This window comes from Methylocapsa sp. D3K7, assembly GCF_029855125.1.
GTDB lineage: Bacteria > Pseudomonadota > Alphaproteobacteria > Rhizobiales > Beijerinckiaceae > Methylocapsa.
In genome coordinates this window covers 1,030,910-1,050,963 of sequence record NZ_CP123229.1, presented here as the reverse complement: position 1 = coordinate 1,050,963, position 20,054 = coordinate 1,030,910, and the positions used below count along the sequence as shown (strand labels likewise).

The following is a 20,054-nucleotide window of genomic DNA, read 5'->3' as shown; positions in this document are numbered from 1 at the left end:
CCACAGCATTTCCCTGCGGTCAGAACCACGGCTGCACAAAAACCGAAAATACAGAGATGTCTGTACTATTGGGGAACCGAAGGGATTTTCCCAACCGGCGACGCATCCGAGTCGCTTTTGCCAATGTTTGCCGTGTTCTCGCGCGCGGAAAAGAAAGCTTCGATCGCCCCAGCGACCCGGCTTGAGGTTTCATCGCGCCATTGCGGCGAATTCAGCGCCAGGCCGTCCTTTTGGTTGGAAAGATAGCCAAGTTCAAGGAGCACCGATGGAACATCCGGCGCTTTCAAAACACGAAATCCGGCGGAGCGCTGCGGGTTTTTGTTGAGCCGGCCGGCGACTTTCCAATAATTCACCAAGGTGTGCGCGAAAAAATGGCTGTAAGCGCGGGTTTCCCGGCGCGTCAAATCGAACAAAATATCAGAAACGTCGCCGGCATCCTCGGCCTTGTCCAATCCGGCCGCGGCATCGGCTTGATTTTCTTGTTGCGCGACACGCTCGGCTTCGGCATCCGAGGCTCGATCCGAAACGGTGTAGACTGTCGCCCCGGAAACATCGGATGCTTCGGAGAGGGTGTCGGCATGGATCGAGATGAAGAGAGCGGCGTTTCCGTCGCGCGCCATCTTGACCCGTTCAGAGAGGGGAACGAAACTGTCGCCGTCGCGGGTCATGGCGACCTTGAGGTGACCGCCAGCCTCAAGTTTGGCGGCGAGCGCCTTGGCGAAATCGAAGACCAAATCTTTTTCGACAAGTCCTTTTACCCTGGCGCCCCGGTCGATGCCGCCATGCCCCGGATCGATCATCACCACGGGTTTTGCCGATGCCGGTTGCGGTTTTTGCTCCTGCCTGGCTTGTGCTATCGCTTCGAACTTCTGCCGTGCGATTTGGACAGCCGCTTGGAACTCCGCGCGATCGGTTGCCGTGAGCTCGATGACGAGACGCGCGTGATTGTCGCTCTCGTTTTTTTCGCAAGCCGCGCGCAGGAGCCGGGCAGGGCCGCGAAGATCTATGACGATCCGCGACTTACCTGGCGCAAGTTGCCCAAATCTATAGGCGGTAATGAGGCTGGTTTTTTGGCGTGTTCCGTTTGCCTGGCGGCCGCTTTCCGGGTCCAGCAAAAAATCCATTTGGGGCAAGTCGACAATAACACGATCAGGATCGGCAAGGACGAAGGCCGTGGCATCGATAGGCGTGGAAATCTCGAAGATGAGCTTGGTTTGAGGGCCTGCCCGTTCTATCCTAGCAGTGCTGGCGGCGGGACGTTGCGGTGTGTCTGGCGCAATCGGCGCCGGGTCTGCGCGCGAGGCAATAACGCAGAATTCGGAGGTTAGCCAGGCTGCGGCAAGCGTCACGATGACAGCGAGCGCTGTGACAAATGTCGAACCCACAGTCCGGGCTAAAAATACGCACCCCGGCATTGACTTGCCTGCCTCTTGACATTGATCGATAATGATCAGCCATAAGCCGCCGCCTAGGCCGCTTTGGCGGTTTACAGGGACCGTATGCGTTTCAAGACCTATGAACCGCAATCTTTGTCTTTGGACTATCGAGGTTAACCAATTATGATCATAACAGAAATCATCCGCCAAAACCGTCACCTGGTAGACACGGTCCGAAGAAAACTTGCCAAACAGCAAAGGAACCCGATATAAAAGATAGTTCTTTTCTGGGCCTGAACATTTGCCGTTACGTTGCGGCATGAGGTTTCAGCGAGATATCGGGTTGTTCGGTCGAGGGTTTCGGTTATTGGTATTTAAATTGCTTATGGCTCGAAATAAGAGTCAAGGCCCGACCGGTAGCCTTACCCATGCCTCGGGGCTTAGGATTTGTCTGAGATCAGAGATCTATGGCAAAGAATGCCCACTAGGGGTGATTTCCGGTGGACCCCGCGTTCGGGGCGCCGTTGCGGATAGGTGACAAGGACATGATTTGTCCTGCAAAGGATTCGGCAGCACGCAATCGTTCTGGCTTTGAAGTGCCTCCGGTTGCCTTTGTGTATGCGTCTTTTTCCGTTAAACGCGCGTATTTTCCCCGCAAAACTACGCGTCCCTTGTTCTTGCGTAGCCAGGCGCCTTCTTCGGACCAGCGCTTCGAGGCCGGCCTGGCGCTTCATCACAGAACACTTTTGGTGGTGTCCTTTTGCAGATCGCCGCGTGGTGACGCAGGCCGTCCCGGCGACCTTATTTTATCCCCCATCTTCTCCCATCCAGTGCGCACCGCGGTCTATTCCCGGCCACGCTCAGCCCCAAGTTCCGGCATAGGGATCTTGGCTGGCAGCGCGGCTCATCCGCGCGTCGCGCCCAAACGAGTTTCACATGGCCAACAAAATGCTTATCGATGCGTCTCACCCCGAAGAAACCAGGGTGGTCGTCCTTCGCGGTAATCGGGTTGAGGAATTTGATTTCGAGTCCGCCAATAAAAAACAACTTCGCGGCAATATTTATCTCGCGAAAGTCATGCGAGTCGAACCGTCACTCCAGGCGGCGTTTGTCGATTATGGCGGCAACCGGCACGGCTTCCTGGCGTTCTCGGAAATCCATCCCGATTATTACCAAATTCCCGTCGCCGACCGCCAAGCCCTGATCGAGGACGATGCGCGGGCGCAGCGCGATGAGGAAGACGACGGCGCGCGTTCGCAGCGCCGCAGCCGCCGTTTCCGGCGGGGCGACCGCAATGGCCATCGGGCTGAGAAGCGGAGCGGCATCGATCAAACGATGTCAGAGCCCTACGCCGGTGAGTTGATGTCAGAGCCCTACGCCGGTGAGTTGGCGTTCGAAGCCAGGGATACTCTGACCCCCGAGGCCGACGAACAATCGCCAAGCGAACCGTCTGCGGCGGAGCAGGACGTTGCTCCCCATGAAGGCGCGCCGGAAGACTCGGGTCGCGTCGATGCCGATGACGGCGACGCTGGGGCATTGGAGGCTCCGGCGCCTGGGACCTTGGTGGCACAAGCGGACATCGAGGAGTTCGTGCAGGCAGGCCGCGCCCCGGACGCTGAATTCGCGGCGGACACTGAATCCCATTCTAGCATGTCGTGGGAGGACTCCGGTCCGGTCTCGGAACCAGAACAGCCAATTCTCGAAACAGATTTTGCGGGCGAACACGTGCAAGACGCCGAAACGGACCGGATCTCCCGGCCCCCGGCTGAGCCTGGCAACAATGTTGGCGATGAAGAAGAGGACGAAGCTGAAGCTGGCGAGATTGAACAGCTCGGCGGTGACGCGATGGAGGAGATGCCGGTTCGTTCCTACCGCCATCGCAAGCAATATAAGATTCAGGAGGTCATCAAGCGCCGCCAAGTGCTGCTTGTACAGGTCGTTAAGGAAGAGCGCGGCAACAAGGGCGCGGCGCTGACGACCTATTTGTCGCTGGCTGGCAGGTATTCCGTTTTGATGCCAAACACCGCGCGCGGCGGCGGGATCTCCCGAAAGATTACCGATTCCGGTGACCGCCAAAGATTGAAGTCCATCGCGGAGGAACTCGACGTTCCCGAAGGCATGGGCGTTATCGTCCGCACCGCTGGCGCCGCGCGAACCAAACCTGAAGTCAAGCGCGACTTCGAATATTTGCTGCGCATGTGGGAAACGGTGCGCGAAACCACGTTGCAATCGACTGCGCCGATGCTGGTCTATGAGGAAGGTTCGCTGATCAAGCGGGCAATCCGCGATCTTTACAACAAGGATATCGACGAGGTTGTCGTCGCGGGGGAAGAGGGCTATCGCGAGGCCAAGGAATTCATGCGCTTGCTCATGCCGAGCCATGCAAAAATGGTCCAGCCCTATCGCGATCCGCAGCCGATGTTCGCCAAATCCGGCGCCGAAACCCAGCTCGACGCGATGTTCTCGAACCAGGTCACGTTGAAGTCCGGCGGTTATATCGTCATCAATCAAACCGAGGCTTTGGTTGCGATTGACGTGAATTCCGGCCGCTCCACGCGTGAACACAATATCGAAGACACGGCGCTGCGGACCAACCTCGAGGCCTCCGATGAGATCGCTCGCCAATTGCGGCTGCGTGACCTTGCTGGTCTCATTGTCATCGATTTCATCGATATGGAGGAAAATCGCAACAACCGCACTGTCGAGCGGCGCCTAAAGGACGCGCTGAAGAACGACCGGGCCCGCATCCAAGTCGGCCGGATGTCGCATTTTGGCCTTTTGGAAATGTCGCGCCAGCGCATGCGCACCGGGGTGATCGAGGGGTCGACCGTTGCTTGTCCGCATTGCGCCGGCGCCGGAATGGTGCGCTCGACGTCATCCATCGCGCTGCACGTTCTGAGGGCTATGGAAGATGCTCTGATCAAGAATTCGAGTTATGACATCGTCGTCAAAACGAGGACGGCCGTCGCGCTTTATATTCTCAATCAGAAACGCCCCCATCTCCGCGACTTGGAAAACCGGTTTGGCGTATCGGTGATGATCACCTCCGATGATAGTTTGTCTGGCACAAATTATTATGCCTTGGAGCGGGGCGAACTCGCGGTGGCGGCAAACAAGATAGTGCCGTCCCAACCGGTCGCTGCGCCCGCCGCCGAATTGGCCGATAGATTTTTTGATGAAGCCGCCGTAGACGATGACGGTTCGCCTGATGAGTTGGCCGCGATCGAGGCGGCGCCTGCCGAGGGTCATACCCATCGCGACAGCGAACACGAGGCCGAGGGACGGCAAAGGCGCCGGCGCCGGAGGCGGCGTGGGCGTGGCGGTGATCGCGAGGGCTCCGGAATTGCCGCGAACGCTCCGCAACCTCCCGACGATGCGCTGGAAGTGATGGCCAAGATTGGCGGATTGCGCCCGAACGCCACGCTCGACGACGATGCGGACACCGAACAAGCCATTGTGTCCGCCATCGACGAAACACCGCTCGACCAGCAACGTTCGGGCCGAAGTTCGGGACGCGAAGGCCGCCGCCCGCGCAGAGTGACGGGCGATGCCGATGGGGATACAAACCCCTCAGAAACTCAACCCGAGTCGCTGGAGTTGAGTGGATCAGAAGCCGAGGCGCTTGATCTGCCCTCCGGCACGGAGGCGAACAGAGGGCGTTCCTCGTCTGGTAGGGTGCGGCGAAGCCGCCGGCCGCCGCGCGGATCCCGTGTCTCTCAAATTGATGATGTTGCGGCGTCGGCTCAAGAGGCAGAACCGGATCTCCTTGTTGATGACGTGCGAGAGCAGGAAGCGTCGCCAGGAGCTTCACTGCTGGATATTGCGGCCGAGGTAAATTCTGCGTTCGGCAATGTTCAAACGGATGCCCGTGAGGCTTCCCGCCCGGACGCTTATGGCTCGTCGGAACAACCCGTAACGCCACCGCGCTTGCCTGAAGACCCACAACCCGAGGCACTTGATCCGGCCCGCCCTAAACGCTCAGGCTGGTGGCAACGGGCGCGCGCAAGCGGACATCGTTAAAGCATGATCCCAAAAAGTCGCAGACTTTTTGGGATCAGCATCCAGGGTCTTGCACGTCATATTGCTCTCAGGCAATCATGCTCTTCAGGGCGTCACTCTCACGGCCAAGCGTCGCGAGGACCTTGTTGACGATACCCTTCACATCGAGGCCTGCGGTGGCGTATAGTTTTTCCGGCTTATCATGATCGAGAAAGCTGTCGGGTAACACCATCGAGCGGAATTTCAGGCTTCGTGCGCCAATGCCATCGAACGCGCCGTGCTCGGCAAGCATCTGCATCACGAACGAGCCAAAACCGCCGATGGAGCCTTCCTCGATCGTGATCAAAACTTCATGGTTCGTGGCGAGACGGAAAATCAAATCCTGGTCGAGGGGTTTGGCGAAGCGGGCGTCGGCGACCGTCGTGGAAACTCCGTAGGTTGCGAGCTCTTCTGCCGCTTTCAAGGCTTCCGCCAAGCGTGTCCCGAGGGACAGGATTGCGACTTTGCTGCCTTCGCGCAAGATCCGGCCGCGACCGATCTCCAGGACTTGACCAACCGCCGGCATATCGACGCCGACGCCCTCGCCGCGCGGGTAGCGCAAAGCGATCGGCCCTTCATCGTAAGCTGCGGCAGTTGCCACCATATGCACTAGCTCGGCTTCGTCGGCCGCCGCCATTACTGCCATGCCCGGCAAAATTCCGAGGAAGGAAACGTCGAAAGAGCCCGCATGTGTCGCGCCGTCGGCGCCGACGAGGCCGGCCCGGTCGATGGCGAAGCGCACAGGCAATTTCTGGATCGCCACATCGTGGACGACTTGATCGTAGCCGCGCTGGAGAAACGTCGAATAGATCGCGCAGAATGGCTTATAGCCTTCGGTCGCCAATCCGGCGGCAAAGGTGATTCCATGCTGTTCGGCGATGCCGACGTCGAAGGTGCGCTCTGGAAATACCTTTTGGAAAATATCGAGGCCCGTGCCGCTTGGCATGGCGGCGGTAATCGCAACAATTTTGTCGTCCTGCTGTGCTTCGGCAACCAAAGCGTCGGCGAACACCCGTGTGTAGGATGGCGCATTCGCCTTGGGTTTGACCTGCACGCCGGTGACGACGTCGAAGGTGTTGACGCCATGATATTTGTCGGTTGATGCTTCGGCGGGAGCATAACCTTTGCCCTTTTGCGTGACGACATGGACAAGAATGGGTCCATTGTGCGAATCGCGGACGTTTTTCAAAACCGGCAGCAAATGATCGAGGTTGTGGCCATCGATAGGCCCGACGTAATAGATGCCGAGTTCCTCGAACAATGTCCCGCCCGCCCAGAAATTCCGCGCGAATTCCTCGGTCTTGCGAGCCCGATCATAGATGAACTTCGGCAAATGGCGGCCGAGCTGCTTTGCGGTTTCGCGCACGGAGCGGTAGGTGCCCCCGGAGACGAGCCGTGCCAAATATGCCGACAAGGCGCCCGCCGGGGGCGCAATCGACATATCGTTATCGTTAAGGATAATGATCAGCCGCGAGTGCATCGCACCCGCATTGTTCATCGCTTCATAGGCCATGCCTGCCGACATTGCGCCGTCGCCGATCACGGCGACGACGTTGGTGCGCTTGTTGGACAGCGTATTGGCCACTGCCATGCCAAGCCCGGCCGAGATCGACGTGGAGGAATGGGCCGCTCCAAAAGGATCATAATCGCTTTCCGAGCGCTTGGTGAAGCCAGACAGGCCGCCACCCCGGCGCAAGGTTCTGATCCGGTCGCGCCGGCCGGTCAGTATCTTATGGGGATAGGCTTGGTGGCCGACGTCCCAAATGATCCGATCGTCCGGGGTATCGAACACATAATGCAAGGCAACTGTGAGTTCGACCACACCAAGTCCGGCGCCGAGATGACCCCCCGTTACGGAAACCGCGTCGATGGTCTCGGTACGCAGTTCGTCGGCGATCTGGGCGAGATCGGTTTCGTTCAAGCGCCGCAAATCGGAGGGCGAGGCGATCGTGTCGAGCAAGGGGGTTTTTGAAGATATCGTCACGGACGCCTCTTTCAAAACAAGACCGCAGACCAGCGTTGCGGACGCGGTGAAACGCAGCTAAAGCAAAAACTAAGAAAGCTATGCCGACCTTACCCCTGGCCGACCCTACAGAATCGTGAATAGCGAACAAACGACCAACCCGCAACGCAAACCCCAATTCTCACACTGGGTTGTGCGACGTTTCGAGCGAAACTGCGGCTTTTGCACAACAGTTGCTTAACAATCCAGCAAGAATTTGCCAGAAGCAACCGGCTGCCTCAACTGTGGGATAACTCCTCTCCTTTTGGGAGTTTTGAACGAGATTGCGTCCAGCCGGTTTCCGGCCGAAATGAGATTGCGGGACGAAGTTTACTGGTCGCATTCTCCGGCAAAGCTATGTTTTAGGCGAAGTCCAAGTCTTGGTTTCAAGTGAAGGCTAAGTCTTGGCTGGCCCGCGTGATCAGCGGAGACATCATTTGAGAAGCCGCCGGTCTTGTTGATCCGGCAGCCATGGCGGTAGAGCCCGAGGCGGAGGGTGCCATTTCGAAAAGGGATGGGTTCCATGACCTTCACAAGTGATCCGGAACTATGCCCATCTGCGCCACGTTCTTTGAACACGGCAATTGGTAGCTATAACCGCTCTTGGGCAAGATTGTCGGCGTGGTCGTGGATGTTGCAGTTCGGGTTTTCGGGGCTTCGGCGTCGATCGCTTCGACTTATCACAATCTTCCTAATCCTTTCCGGTACCACAGAAATCGCCACGGGGCTCGGTGCCAAGACTTAGGGCCGGTTTTTGCTTTGGGTGGGCTTGCGGCTATGGTTGGCGTATTGATAGTTGCGGGATGGCCGGAGAACCGGTTCGTCATTTTGGGTTGCGCTTGCGGCGCTTGTAGGTAAAGCGATGAAAAGACTGTCCGGAAAACTGCGCGGATGCCGTGTATACGTCGCGATCCGTGAGCGTGCGAACGCCGCTAAAGGGTGACAATGACAAAATGGGTATACACTTTTGGTCAGGGCGAGGCCGAAGGCGGAAGCGATCTGAAAAATCTTCTTGGCGGCAAGGGAGGCAATCTTGCCGAAATGGCGAGACTTGGACTGCCGGTCCCTCCTGGATTCACCATTACCACCGAGGTGTGCACGTATTTTTATAACAACGGAAAACAATTTCCGGTGGACCTAGCCGAGGCGGTGGAGTCCGCGCTCGGGTTTATCAGCGGTGTCACCGGCCGGACCTATGGCGACGCGCAATCGCCGCTCCTCGTTTCGGCGAGGTCCGGGGCCAGGGCCTCGATGCCTGGCATGATGGACACGGTTTTGAACCTCGGCCTCAACGACATCACCGTGGAGGCGTTGGCGGAAAATTCGGGCGACGCCCGTTTTGCCTATGATTCCTATCGCCGGTTCATTCAAATGTATGCGAATGTGGTTTTGGGTATCGAACATCACATCTTTGAAACGATCCTTGAGTATTACAAGCAGAACAAAGGAATAGCGCTCGATACGGAACTGACTGAGGGCGGGTGGCGGGCGATTGTCGCCGAGTTCAAAGCACGATTTGAAAAAATCCAAGGCAGACCCTTTCCGCAAGATCCCCGTGAACAGCTTTGGGGCGCGATTGGCGCCGTGTTCGAATCTTGGATGAATCCGCGTGCCGTTGCCTACCGGTGGCTGCATGATATCCCGGCAGCCTATGGAACCGCGGTCACGATTCAGGCCATGGTTTTTGGCAATATGGGGGAGACGTCGGCGACCGGTGTCGCCTTTACCCGCAACCCGTCAACCGGCGCGAAGGAACTCTACGGCGAGTTCTTGCTCAATGCACAAGGCGAGGACGTCGTCGCGGGTCTCAGAACGCCACAAAATATTACCGAGGCCGCCCGTATCGCCGGGCGTTCGCAAGATCCGTCGATGGAATCGCTGCTGCCGGACGCCTATGCGGAACTCACCAGTGTGATGGCTCATCTCGAAGCGCACTATCGCGATATGCAGGATGTGGAATTCACGGTGGAGCGCGGCAAATTATGGATGTTGCAGTCCCGCAGCGGCAAGCGAACCAGCAAGGCCGCGCTTCGCATCGCCGTCGAGATGACAAACGAAGGATTGATCGGCAAGCCAGAGGCGATCGCCAGCATCGATCCTTTGTCCTTAGAACAGCTTTTGCATCCAGCGCTTGATCCTCGTGCCGCGCGCCAGATTGTCGCCACCGGCTTGCCGGCCTCGCCTGGGGCGGCGAGTGGCGAGATCGTTTTTTGTGCCAGCGACGCCGAGCAATTGAAGAGCGCTGGCCGCAAGGTCATTTTGGTGCGCATCGAGACGAGCCCCGAAGATATTTTGGGAATGCATGCGGCGGAAGGCATTTTGACGACGCGGGGCGGCATGACGTCCCATGCGGCGGTTGTCGCGCGCGGTATGGGAAAGCCCTGCGTTTCCGGTGCCGGCACGATCCGCGTCAATTACGCAAAAGAGACCATGACGGCGGCCGGAGTTACTTTTCGCAAAGGAGACATGCTGACGATTGACGGCGCCACTGGGCAGGTGCTCAAGGGCGCCGTCGAAATGCACCAGCCCGAGCTTTCGGGGGAATTTACTATACTCATGGAATGGGCGGATGCGGTGCGCCGGATGGGAGTGCGGGCGAATGCCGACACTCCGAGGGATGCGCGTGTCGCGCGGAAATTCGGCGCGGAGGGGATAGGCCTTTGCCGGACCGAGCATATGTTCTTCGAAGGTGAACGGATTGTCATGGTCCGTGAAATGATCCTTGCCGAGGATGAAGCGGGCCGGCGGGCGGCGCTTGCCAAGCTGCTGCCGATTCAGCGCGCCGATTTCACCGAGCTTTTCGAGATCATGGCGGGTCTGCCGGTGACCATTCGCCTGCTTGATCCGCCGCTGCATGAATTTCTGCCGCGAAGCCGGGACGAAATCGCGGCCGTTGCCGAGGCCATGTCTGTTTCGCCGGAAAAGCTGACCCAGCGTGCGGCCGAACTGCAAGAGTACAATCCGATGCTGGGGTTTCGCGGCTGCCGGCTCGCGATCGTTTTTCCTGAAATCGCCGAAATGCAAGCGCGCGCGATTTTTGAAGGCGCGGTCGCGGTCAAGCGCAAGACTGGGGTTGCCGCGCGGGTGGAAATCATGACGCCGCTCGTCATCGGCAAAGAGGAGTTCGATCGGATCAAGGCACAGGTTGAGAAGGTGGCACTGGCGGTTGCCGCCGAGGCGACCGAGACCATTGACTATTCGTTCGGGACGATGATCGAGACCCCGCGGGCTTGCTTGCGGGCTGGCGAACTTGCCCAAACAGCCGAGTTCTTTTCATTTGGCACCAATGACCTCACTCAGACCTGTCTCGCGCTTTCCCGCGACGATGCGGGATCATTCCTCGGCGAATATGTGGCCAAGGGAATCCTTCCTGCAAATCCGTTTGCCACGATCGACCAGGAAGGGGTTGGCGAATTCATCGAAATCGCGGTCGCGCGCGGCCGCCAGTCACGGCCGGAGATCAAGATTGGAATCTGCGGCGAACATGCGGGCGATCCTGCCTCGATCGCGTTTTTCCAGGATGTTGGCCTGAGCTATGTCTCTTGTTCGCCTTTCCGGGTCCCGATCGCGCGTCTAGCGGCGGCACAGGCGGCTTTGGCGGCCAAAGCCGCTACATAGCCTCACCCGCTGGTGAGGATATCGTGGCTGTTGGAGACATCTCAGCCTGTCGAAGAAGAGGCATCGGCGGAGGGCGGCTGAGCGGGCAACAGCGCCAAATGGGCGATCAGCGTTTGATCTTGTAAAATCGCCATGCGCTCTTTGGGTTGAAGCCAGGAGATCGCTTCATCAATCGTTCCGGCTTCGGCAAGCTTGGCGTCGGCAAGGGCCCATTCCGGCGCGATGTTGCCATTCCGCCGTTTTGGCGGCCGCGGCAAGCAAGCGAGATGAAAGGCGCGGAACTGCGGATCACCATGCAGCAGGGAGAGCCCTTGTGGGATATCGGCATCGAGACGGGCGCGCTCGTTCACCAAGGAATTGGCGCGCGCGATGACGGGTGGGGTCGATTGCTCTTCCGGAGTCACGAGAAGACCGGCGTGCCGCAAAGCAACGCCGACGCCGCGAAGTCCGGTGCCCCAGGAAAGAACGATCGCGCTGATAAGGCCGAGGATCGTTGGCGACATCCAGGCGACGAGCGAGGGCGAGATCGACAGACCCGCGACAAGGCTCAACACCCCCATCACCACATGCGCGCGGTGCCGCCGCACGATGTCCGCAAAGGGGATCGACCCGTCGTCGCGCCGCTGCGGGTCCCAGCCGGTATCAAGGCCGAACACGAAATGCATGACATGGCCGGCCTGGATCAGCATCATGATCGGAGCGAGCAGAGCCGACATGATGATCTCGAAGAATGCCGAGACAATAAGCCTGGCGGCGCCGCCAGCCCCCCGCCGCGTGCTACTTTGGACCAAAGAGAGAACAAGGCCAAGAAACTTCGGAAGGAGGAGGATCGCCATGGTGATGCCGAAAAGCTCGAGCGATCTTTGCGGATCGAACCTTGGCCATGCCGGAAACAGTGTGAAGTCGCTTGAGAAATATTCGGGCCGGATGTAGCTCGCTTGCAGAACAATGACGATACCAATAAGGAGTTGCGCCAACCAGAGCGGCGAGGCCACATACGCCATAATTCCTGTCACGAAATGCTGCCGCGACATCAGATGCAGCCCCTTCGCGGGGAGTATTCGCAAATGCTGAAGGTTGCCTTGACACCAGCGGCGGTCGCGTGTCGAAAGATCGATCAGCGATGGCGGACATTCCTCATAGCTGCCGCCGAGACTTGGCAGCATATAGACCGCGTAACCGGCGCGCCGGATCAAGGCGGCCTCGACAAAATCATGGCTGAGAATGTGACCGCCGAAAGGTGGCCGCCCGCGCAGCACGGGCAAACCGCAATGGGCGGCGAAAGCCCTGGTACGAATAATCGCGTTATGGCCCCAGTAATTGCCATCGCGCCCAGTGGAGACGGCAAAGCCCGCGGCGATCACCGGCCCATAGATGCGTGCTGCGAATTGCTGAAGGCGGGCAAATAACGTATTGCGGTTGACGATCAGCGGAAGTGTTTGGATGATGCCTGCGTCGGGGTCGGCTTCCATGGCGGCGGCAAGCGCGATGATGGTTCGGCCCGTCATCAAACTATCGGCGTCGAGGACCACCAGATGCGGGTAGCGGCCGCCCCACCGGGTTACGAACTCCTCGATATTGCCGGACTTGCGATTGAGGTTCTTGAGGCGGTGCCGGTAGAACAAACGGCAAGGCTCGCCCAGCCGGCTCCGCATGGCGAGAAAAGCGTGCTCCTCTGCGACGAAAATTTCCGGATCGGTGGTATCGGAAAGAAAGAACCATTCGAACGCCTGGCCGAGACCGCTCGCTTCGACCTCTTCGATCATTGCCTCGAGCGCGGCAAAGATGCGTGAGGGCGCTTCGTTGTAAATCGGCATCACGATCGCCGTGCGCTGACGCAACGAAACGGGCGGGCCCGGAGGTTTTTGCGGAAACAGCAAAAGCCAGAAAAAACCCGCTAAAGCGCTCGTGCAGGCGAGCGCGATCCAGGAGAAATTGGCAACAAAAAGCAACAGCAGCGCCCATTCGAGAATCGTGATCCCTCCGACCTCGATGACTTTGTACATTTCATGGGCGCCGTACAAGGTAAGACAAAATCCGCCTCCAAAGACAAAAAGCCGGGCCAGCCAGGAGCCGAGGTAGGGATGACGGCTATCGCGGTGGCATCCCCCAGGGTCGAAGCGGGTCAGGCTTTGAGTCGGCATCGCGAGCGGCGCTTCCGGCGGCACACAGGAGAAGGCGTCCGGCGGCAAAGCGCCATCGCCAGGACGCAACGGCGTCACCACTGGCTCATTCGGCCTAGGATTGCTCAGAGCGTCCATCGATAAAGCCAAGTCTCGCTCATGGGTTTGCCTCCCGCCTCCAGCACGAGGCGCATCTCGCAGTAGGTTTCATTACCAGGATCGATTTCAAACAGCACCCGGCAGGTTTTTTTGTCCGTCGAGGTAAATGTTCGAACAGCCACAATTGATCCCGGCGCGGCACTCAAATTTGCCTTCAAGGCTTCGCTGTTTTCCGGAGCGCTCAAAATGTCACCGGCGAACTCAACAACGAAACGGCGGCGTTTCGATGACGAACCCCGCCCAGAACGTGACTGTGTGGCGATGGCAAGCGGTGGCTGTTCCGGCGGGTTCCAGCACCAGAACTGCCGGTAGGCAAAAAACGTTTCACTGCCGGCGGCAAGCGGCTGTTTGGGCTTCCAAAAGCTGATGATATTGTCATTGGCCTCGGAAACCGATGGAATTTCGACAAGTTGGACGCCGCCCGCCGACCAATCGCCAATGGGTTCTATCCATAAGGAAGGGCGCGTTTCGTAATGCTGGTCATCATCCTGATAATGGTCGAAATTGCGGTCGCGTTGCAGAAACCCGAACCCGCGCGGGCTTTCATCGACGAATGTCGAAATCTGGAGAGTGTTGCGGTTGGCAACCGGCCGCCATAACCATTCTCCCTTTCCGGTCAGCATTTGAAGACCCGTCACCTCGCTCACGCTTGGACGCAGATCGTCATCGCGCCGCTCGTCGAGCGGGCCGGATAGATGCGTCGCGCTCATTGTGGCAAGCCCTAGGCTATCGACCGCCACGCGTGCGAATAAGGTGCATTCCGTGTCGATAATCGTGGCGTCGCCTGGCCGGAGGGTAAAGCGATAGGCGCCCGTCACGCTTTCCGAATCAATCAATGCGTGAATAACGAGCGCGCCAGCGGCCAGCGTCGGGCGCTCGATCCAGACGGAGCGGAATGCCGGAAATTCCTCCCCGCGCGGATCGGCGGTTTTGATCGACATCGCCCGCGCCATGGTGCCGAATGTCTGACCTGGCGCCAGGGCGCGAAAAAAGCTTGCCCCTTGGAAAATGGCGCGTTCGGAAAATCCGCCTTGGCCTTGCGCGAGAACCCGGAAGCCGGAAAAACCGAGGTCCCCAATGTTGCTGGGGGTGGCAAGCCGGTCGAAGTCAAACAAGGCTTGATCATAAATGACACGGCGAGCACGGGCGTCGTAGACGAGACTGATTTCCATGGGATTCGAAAAGATAAACCCGCGATGCAAGGGCGCGATCGAAAAGCCGGTATTTTCGGCGGCCCAGATTGCCGTCCCTGGACGTTCGCGAATCGTCGCGTATTGCTCATAGCTAAGGTCGCGGAACATGCCGGGAATATCGGCGACGAGCGGCTTGAAAGGCCGCTTCGACAGAGATCTGGCGGCCTCGGTGACCATGCTCGGGTCGAATGGGGCAGGGTCCCCCAAGGCAAAGCTTCGGAGCGGTTCCGACGGAGCTATCTCTTCCGCTGCGCTGGGCGTTCCGGCAATGCCTCCTGCCCCTGCGCCGAGCGGAGCTGCAATCCCGCAAAGAACCCATTTCAAAAACGCGCGACGCTCGACCATGAAACCGACTTGGACGGCGCGCTGCGGCGCCGCGACCTCAAAAAACACTTACACCCGTTCTCTATAGCGGATAATCTGGCGAACGTAAGTTCCCTTCTTGGTCTTTTCGGGCCAATAATCATAAACACCTTCCAGACGATTCGACTCGTCCGGCCAGAAAAATTCCCGCGCGGTGGCGGGGCGCGGCGGTGCACGCACATTCGCTATTTTGGTCAATTTTGCGAGTATAGACGGAGGGCCTTGCGCCACCCATGCGCAAGCTCTCAGCCTGCGGAGAAATTTGTTCATGCCTCCTCCCAATCTTCCAGACCGAACCTGTCTCGCCGTGGTCCTAGCGGCGGGAGAAAGCTTGCGGATGTGCTCGGCGCAGCCAAAGGTTTTGCACAAGCTTGCGGGCCGGTCGATGCTTGCCCATGTCTTGCACTCCCTGGCGGAGGCGGGCACGGACAAGATTGTCGTCGTCGTGGGACCCAGCCACGCCGCAGTGGCCGCCGAAACCAAGGCAATCGCGGCGAGCGCCGAGATCGCGATCCAGACGGAGCGGCTTGGAACCGCACACGCCGTCCTCGCGGCGCGCGCGGCGATCGCCAAGGGTTATGACGATCTTCTTATCGTTTTTGCGGATACGCCGTTGGTGCGGCCGCAAACATTCGCCAAGATGCGGCAAGCGCTTCGGGGCGGGCAAAACGCGGTTGTGGCGCTGGGTTTTAAGACCTCGAAACCGGCTGGCTATGGACGGTTTATCCTGGAGAATGACGCGCTGATCGCGATCCGGGAGGACCGCGACGCGAGCGAGGCGGAACGGACCATCGAAACCTGCAATGCCGGTCTGATGGCGCTTGAAGGGAACCGCGCTCTTGCCTTGCTCGATGCGATTGGCAACGCCAATAGCCAGAAAGAATTTTATTTGACCGATGTTGTCACTGCCGCGAGGGCGCGCGGTCTCAATGTTACCGCTTCGATCGCTGCGGTCGATGAGGTGCTTGGCGTCAATGACCGTGCGCAACTCGCCGACGCCGAGGCCATTCTGCAGATGCGGCTCCGGACAAAAGCGATGCAGGAGGGCGCGACTTTGCTGGATCCGGGGAGCGTGACCCTGGCCTTTGACACGGTGCTTGGCCGTGACGTGGTCATCGAACCGCACGTTGTCTTCGGTCCCGGGGTCAGAGTCGGCGAAGGCAGCACTGTCCGCTCATTTTCGTATTTGGAGGGCGCGACGATCGGAACAAACGCAGTGATCGGCCCTTTCGCACGTCTGCGTCCGGGCACCGAGCTCTCACAAGATGTTCGAATCGGCAATTTCGTCGAGGTGAAAGCGTCCGAGGTTGGCGCCGGAACCAAAATAAACCACTTGAGCTATATTGGGGACGCGACCATTGGGGCCAAAACGAATATCGGCGCCGGGACGATTATTTGCAATTATGATGGCTTTTCCAAATACCGCACGGAGATCGGCGCGCATGCGTTCATCGGCTCGAACAGTGCATTGGTTGCGCCCGTGAAAATCGGCGAGGGTGCCTATATCGGGTCTGGGTCGGTGATCACCAAGGACGTCGCGGCCGATGCGCTCGCTCTCGGCCGCGCCCGGCAAATCGAAAAACCTGATTGGGCCAGCCTGTTCCGGCACAAACGGAAGGAGCCGGGGTCGTCGATGGAGGAACCAAAAGCGGCGGGCGCTTCCTCGAGCGGCAAATCGAAAGATGACTTTTAATGTGCGGAATCGTTGCGATGCTAGGCAAGGGGCCGGTTGCGGCTTCGATTCTGGAAGGGCTCAAGCGGCTCGAATATCGCGGTTATGATTCCGCTGGCATCGCGACTTTGGAAGCGGGCCGGCTGACCCGTCGCAGGGTGAGCGGAAAGCTCAAAAATTTGGAGGTTCGCCTCGCCGCCGAACCGCTCGGCGGGCACGTTGGAATCGGACACACCCGCTGGGCGACGCATGGACGGCCAACCGAAAACAACGCGCATCCGCACATCAATGCCAATGTCGGGGTCGTGCACAACGGGATCATCGAAAATTTCCGCGAACTCCGCGCCGAATTGCAAGCCAAAGGTCATGAATTTTTGACCGAAACCGACTCGGAAGTCATTGCCCATTTGGTGAGCGACGCGATGTGTAGCGGCCTCGGCCCGGTCGAGGCCGTGGCTTCGAGCATGCCGCGGCTCAAGGGGGCTTTTGCGCTCGCCTTGATTTTCGAGGGCGAGGACGATCTCTTGATCGGTGCCAGCCGCGGCGCCCCGCTCGCCGTGGGCTTTGGCGAAGGCGACAGAGCTGGTGAAATGTTTCTCGGCTCCGATGCCCTCGCGCTTGCGCCTTTCACCTCGTCGATCGCTTATCTGGAGGACGGCGACTTTCTCGTCTTGACCCATGAGTCGGCCAGTTTTTTCGACTCCGCTGGCAGACCAGCGGAGAGACGCAGGATCAAGTCACCAGCGTCGGCGCTGTTGGCCGACAAGGGCAACTACCGGCATTTCATGGCAAAGGAAATCCACGAACAGCCAGAGGTGATCGCCCGGACCCTTGCGCATTATCTCGATATGTCTGCTGGCCGCACGGCGTTGCCTTTTGTGTTCCCCGTCGATATTGCCGCGCTCCGGCGGTTGACGATCTGCGGTTGCGGCACCGCCTATTACGCCGGGCTCACCGCCAAATATTGGTTTGAGCGCTTTGCCCGACTGCCGGTCGATGTCGAAATCGCGTCGGAATTCCGTTATCGCGATCCGCCCCTCGAACCAGGAGGGCTGCTGCTGCTGGTTTCGCAATCCGGCGAGACAGCCGATACCTTGGCAAGTCTGCGCGCCGCCAAGGCGAAGGGACAAACGATCGTTGGGGTCGTGAATGAGGCAACGTCGACGATCGCCCGTGAGAGCGATATTCTCGCGCCGACTCTCGCGGGACCGGAAATCGGCGTCGCATCGACAAAAGCCTTCACCTGCCAGCTCGCGGTTCTTGCATGTCTTGCGCTGGCTTTCGGGCGGGCGCGCGGCACGATCGATGAAAAGACGGAGGCACGGCTCGTCTCGGAACTCATCGCGATTCCTGGACTGATCTCTCAAGCGCTCAAATGCGAAAGCGCGGTCGAAGTGTTGGCGCGCGACATCGCCAGGATGCGCGACGTGCTGTATCTGGGCCGCGGGACCTCCTATCCCTTGGCGCTGGAAGGGGCGCTGAAACTCAAGGAAATTTCGTACATTCATGCCGAAGGCTATGCGGCGGGCGAATTGAAACACGGGCCGATCGCGCTCATCGATCAGGATATGCCCGTGATAGTCATCGCGCCCAATGATGGAGTGCTCGAAAAAACGATCTCGAACATGCAGGAAGTCGCGGCCCGCGGCGGCAGGCTGATCCTGATTGGTGACAGCAAACTCGCGCGCGATTTTGCCAGCGAGGCGGCCGCGTCAATCGTGATGCAGGATGTCGCACCGCAGTTCGCCGCGATGGTCTATGCTGTGCCCATCCAACTGATCGCCTATCATACCGCGATCACCATGGGCAAGGATGCCGATCAGCCGCGCAATCTGGCAAAAAGCGTCACCGTGGAATAGAGGCGGCGCGGCATTGCCAAGCGGCATACGTCGCGCCATCCTGATTGAGACGTTCCAGAAATTCACGCGACGAACCGTGCCACGACCATGCAATAAAGCATCGGCAGCGACAGGACAAAGTTGGCACGCGACGTGAGCATTGCAAGACGCGCGGCCTTGAGCTTTTCGTCGTCCTCGGCGGGAACCAAGCCGAGCACTTTCTTCTGGTTCGGCCAAATGATCATCCAGACGTTGTAGGCCATGATGAGGCCCAGGATGGCTCCGGTTATGATGGTGAAGTTCTTGGCTGCAGTGCTGCTTGAAAAAACAATGAGTCCCGTCACAACCGTGGCCAGCGCCGACCATCGGAACCAGAACAAAGCTTCGGGCGCGATGTATTTGCCAATGGCGGGTTTCAATTCGGCGGGAAGTGTCGGCACGATCGGAATTTGCACCAGGTTGAAATAATAGAGAAGCCCGATCCAGGTAATTCCCGAGACGACATGCAGGAAGGTGAAGAACGGTCCGAAAAAGCCGCTTCCAATCTCTGAGTGATGATAGAGCAGGAGAATCAAGAAGGCGAGCGCGGCGCCAAGGCCTATGGCGCGATAGGGTTTTTCGAGGATAGCAGAGAGTTTTTCGAGGATGTTCGAAATGGTGGCATCGATCTCAGCCATGGCAAGCTCCTGAATCCAGGGAAAACCAGAAATCCGCCGCGAAGGCGGCGCGACCCGGAAACATCTCCTAACTGTAGTGCCATTAATCATTTATTGCCAGAACCGGAATTCTTTGAGCGGTGGATGACGCTCATTTCCCTACGGATCGCACCTTCACTCTGGCAGCGGTCAATGAAATCGCACGAAACGAACTTCTCTGACAAGAAAATCAATTGAATTATAAGTATTACATCAACGAACAATTAGAGGCGCCTGTATATTAAGAGAGATTACATGCTTTGATAACGATGGCGGATTTGCTTAATTACTAAAAGTGATAATGCGCTCATTAATCCCCGAATATTTACGATATATATTTTCCAAAGCAACCCGGGTGACCCATCAGGGCATTGATTCTTGCCAAGGTTCTGGCCGTGCACCCCCGCGCAACGCCCGGGAGTTTATCCGCGCGCGGACCGCTGTGGTTGCGGTCGAATTCGCCATGATCGGTGCGCCTTTTCTGTTGATGGTCCTCGAGATTTTTCAAAGCGCGCTGTTCGTTTATTCTTCTGCGATGCTCGACCAGGCGGCTCAAGCCGCCGCCCGCAAGATCATGACCGGCTCGGTGCAAAACGGCAGTCTGACGGCGGCGCAATTCAGAACCAATTTGCTCTGTCCGCAACTTCCCGCGACGATGCCTTGCGGAAATGTCATCGTAAATATCCGGACGTTTTCCGAGGCGGCCTATCCGGGCGGATTTTATTCTTTCGTCAACGCCGCGCAGACCGCGATTCTTATGCCACCGCTCGACAATAATCAGACCGCATTCTGCCCTGGCGGCAGCGGTCAATATGTGTATTTGCAAATCATTTATGCGATGCCCCTCATTGGCGCGGTCTGGCTGCCCGCTGTGACCGCGACCTTTAACGGAAAGACGGTCAAACTCGTTTCGGCCGCCGCCGCCTTCAAGAACGAACCCTATCAATCGTCCTATACGCCGCCGGCGGGGTGCTGAC

General features: G+C 58.6%; 11 protein-coding genes. 5 read left to right on the top strand and 6 right to left on the bottom strand.

From position 1 onward, the window contains the following. Positions 1-65: 65 nt before the first annotated feature. Positions 66-1,415 (bottom strand): N-acetylmuramoyl-L-alanine amidase, encoded by a 1,350-nt coding sequence (locus QEV83_RS04790; protein ID WP_280130106.1) that lies wholly within the window; start codon positions 1,413-1,415, stop codon positions 66-68. An 897-nt stretch (positions 1,416-2,312) separates the two neighbouring features. Here QEV83_RS04790 and QEV83_RS04785 point away from each other — a divergent pair. Next, positions 2,313-5,396, top strand: a complete 3,084-nt coding sequence (locus QEV83_RS04785) for an Rne/Rng family ribonuclease (RefSeq protein ID WP_280130105.1) — start codon at positions 2,313-2,315, stop codon at positions 5,394-5,396. A gap of 67 nt (positions 5,397-5,463) precedes the next feature. Here QEV83_RS04785 and dxs read toward each other — a convergent pair whose 3' ends face one another. Next, positions 5,464-7,398 carry a 1-deoxy-D-xylulose-5-phosphate synthase gene (gene dxs, locus QEV83_RS04780; protein WP_280130104.1) on the bottom strand — a complete coding sequence of 645 codons (1,935 nt, stop codon included), beginning with the start codon at positions 7,396-7,398 and terminating at the stop codon, positions 5,464-5,466. A 963-nt stretch (positions 7,399-8,361) separates the two neighbouring features. On the opposite strand from dxs, the gene ppdK reads away from it, so the two are divergent. Next, complete coding sequence (ppdK, locus tag QEV83_RS04775) at positions 8,362-11,034, top strand: pyruvate, phosphate dikinase (RefSeq protein ID WP_280130103.1); 2,673 nt, start codon at positions 8,362-8,364, stop codon at positions 11,032-11,034. Between the two features lie 41 nt (positions 11,035-11,075). Here ppdK and mdoH read toward each other — a convergent pair whose 3' ends face one another. From mdoH to QEV83_RS04760, 3 genes are read right to left on the bottom strand one after another with little or no spacing between them, the layout of a single operon-like run. Continuing rightward, positions 11,076-13,295, bottom strand: a complete 2,220-nt coding sequence (mdoH, locus tag QEV83_RS04770) for a glucans biosynthesis glucosyltransferase MdoH (RefSeq protein ID WP_280130102.1) — start codon at positions 13,293-13,295, stop codon at positions 11,076-11,078. Then, complete coding sequence (locus tag QEV83_RS04765) at positions 13,283-14,902, bottom strand: glucan biosynthesis protein (RefSeq protein ID WP_348273257.1); 1,620 nt, start codon at positions 14,900-14,902, stop codon at positions 13,283-13,285. Before QEV83_RS04765 ends, mdoH begins: the two co-directional genes overlap by 13 nt. Beyond that, positions 14,903-15,142 (bottom strand): hypothetical protein, encoded by a 240-nt coding sequence (locus tag QEV83_RS04760; protein ID WP_280130101.1) that lies wholly within the window; start codon positions 15,140-15,142, stop codon positions 14,903-14,905. Here QEV83_RS04760 and glmU point away from each other — a divergent pair. Next, on the top strand, positions 15,141-16,565 hold the full coding sequence (gene glmU, locus QEV83_RS04755) for a bifunctional UDP-N-acetylglucosamine diphosphorylase/glucosamine-1-phosphate N-acetyltransferase GlmU (RefSeq protein ID WP_280130100.1): 1,425 nt from the start codon (positions 15,141-15,143) through the stop codon (positions 16,563-16,565). The genes QEV83_RS04760 and glmU overlap by 2 nt on opposite strands. Then, on the top strand, positions 16,565-18,403 hold the full coding sequence (glmS, locus tag QEV83_RS04750; protein WP_280130099.1) for a glutamine--fructose-6-phosphate transaminase (isomerizing): 1,839 nt from the start codon (positions 16,565-16,567) through the stop codon (positions 18,401-18,403). Before glmU ends, glmS begins: the two co-directional genes overlap by 1 nt. 62 nt (positions 18,404-18,465) lie before the next feature. Here the strand turns inward: glmS and QEV83_RS04745 are convergent, their stop codons facing one another. Then, positions 18,466-19,059, bottom strand: coding sequence for a urate hydroxylase PuuD (locus tag QEV83_RS04745; RefSeq protein WP_280130098.1), 594 nt, complete (start codon positions 19,057-19,059; stop codon positions 18,466-18,468). 319 nt (positions 19,060-19,378) lie between these two features. On the opposite strand from QEV83_RS04745, the gene QEV83_RS04740 reads away from it, so the two are divergent. Beyond that, entirely contained in the window at positions 19,379-20,053 is a 675-nt protein-coding gene (locus QEV83_RS04740) for a pilus assembly protein (protein WP_280130097.1), read from the top strand. Position 20,054: the final 1 nt, after the last annotated feature.

Bases quoted from the DNA above. Each gene is read 5' to 3' on its own strand.
- QEV83_RS04790 (WP_280130106.1), bottom strand. From the start codon at position 1,415: ATGCCGGGGTGCGTATTTTTAGCCCGGACTGTGGGTTCGACATTTGTC.
- QEV83_RS04785 (WP_280130105.1), top strand. From the start codon at position 2,313: ATGGCCAACAAAATGCTTATCGATGCGTCTCACCCCGAAGAAACCAGG.
- ppdK (WP_280130103.1), top strand. From the start codon at position 8,362: ATGACAAAATGGGTATACACTTTTGGTCAGGGCGAGGCCGAAGGCGGA.
- mdoH (WP_280130102.1), bottom strand. From the start codon at position 13,295: ATGGACGCTCTGAGCAATCCTAGGCCGAATGAGCCAGTGGTGACGCCG.
- glmU (WP_280130100.1), top strand. From the start codon at position 15,141: ATGCCTCCTCCCAATCTTCCAGACCGAACCTGTCTCGCCGTGGTCCTA.
- QEV83_RS04760 (WP_280130101.1), bottom strand. From the start codon at position 15,142: ATGAACAAATTTCTCCGCAGGCTGAGAGCTTGCGCATGGGTGGCGCAA.
- glmS (WP_280130099.1), top strand. From the start codon at position 16,565: ATGTGCGGAATCGTTGCGATGCTAGGCAAGGGGCCGGTTGCGGCTTCG.
- QEV83_RS04745 (WP_280130098.1), bottom strand. From the start codon at position 19,059: ATGGCTGAGATCGATGCCACCATTTCGAACATCCTCGAAAAACTCTCT.
- QEV83_RS04740 (WP_280130097.1), top strand. From the start codon at position 19,379: ATGCGCTCATTAATCCCCGAATATTTACGATATATATTTTCCAAAGCA.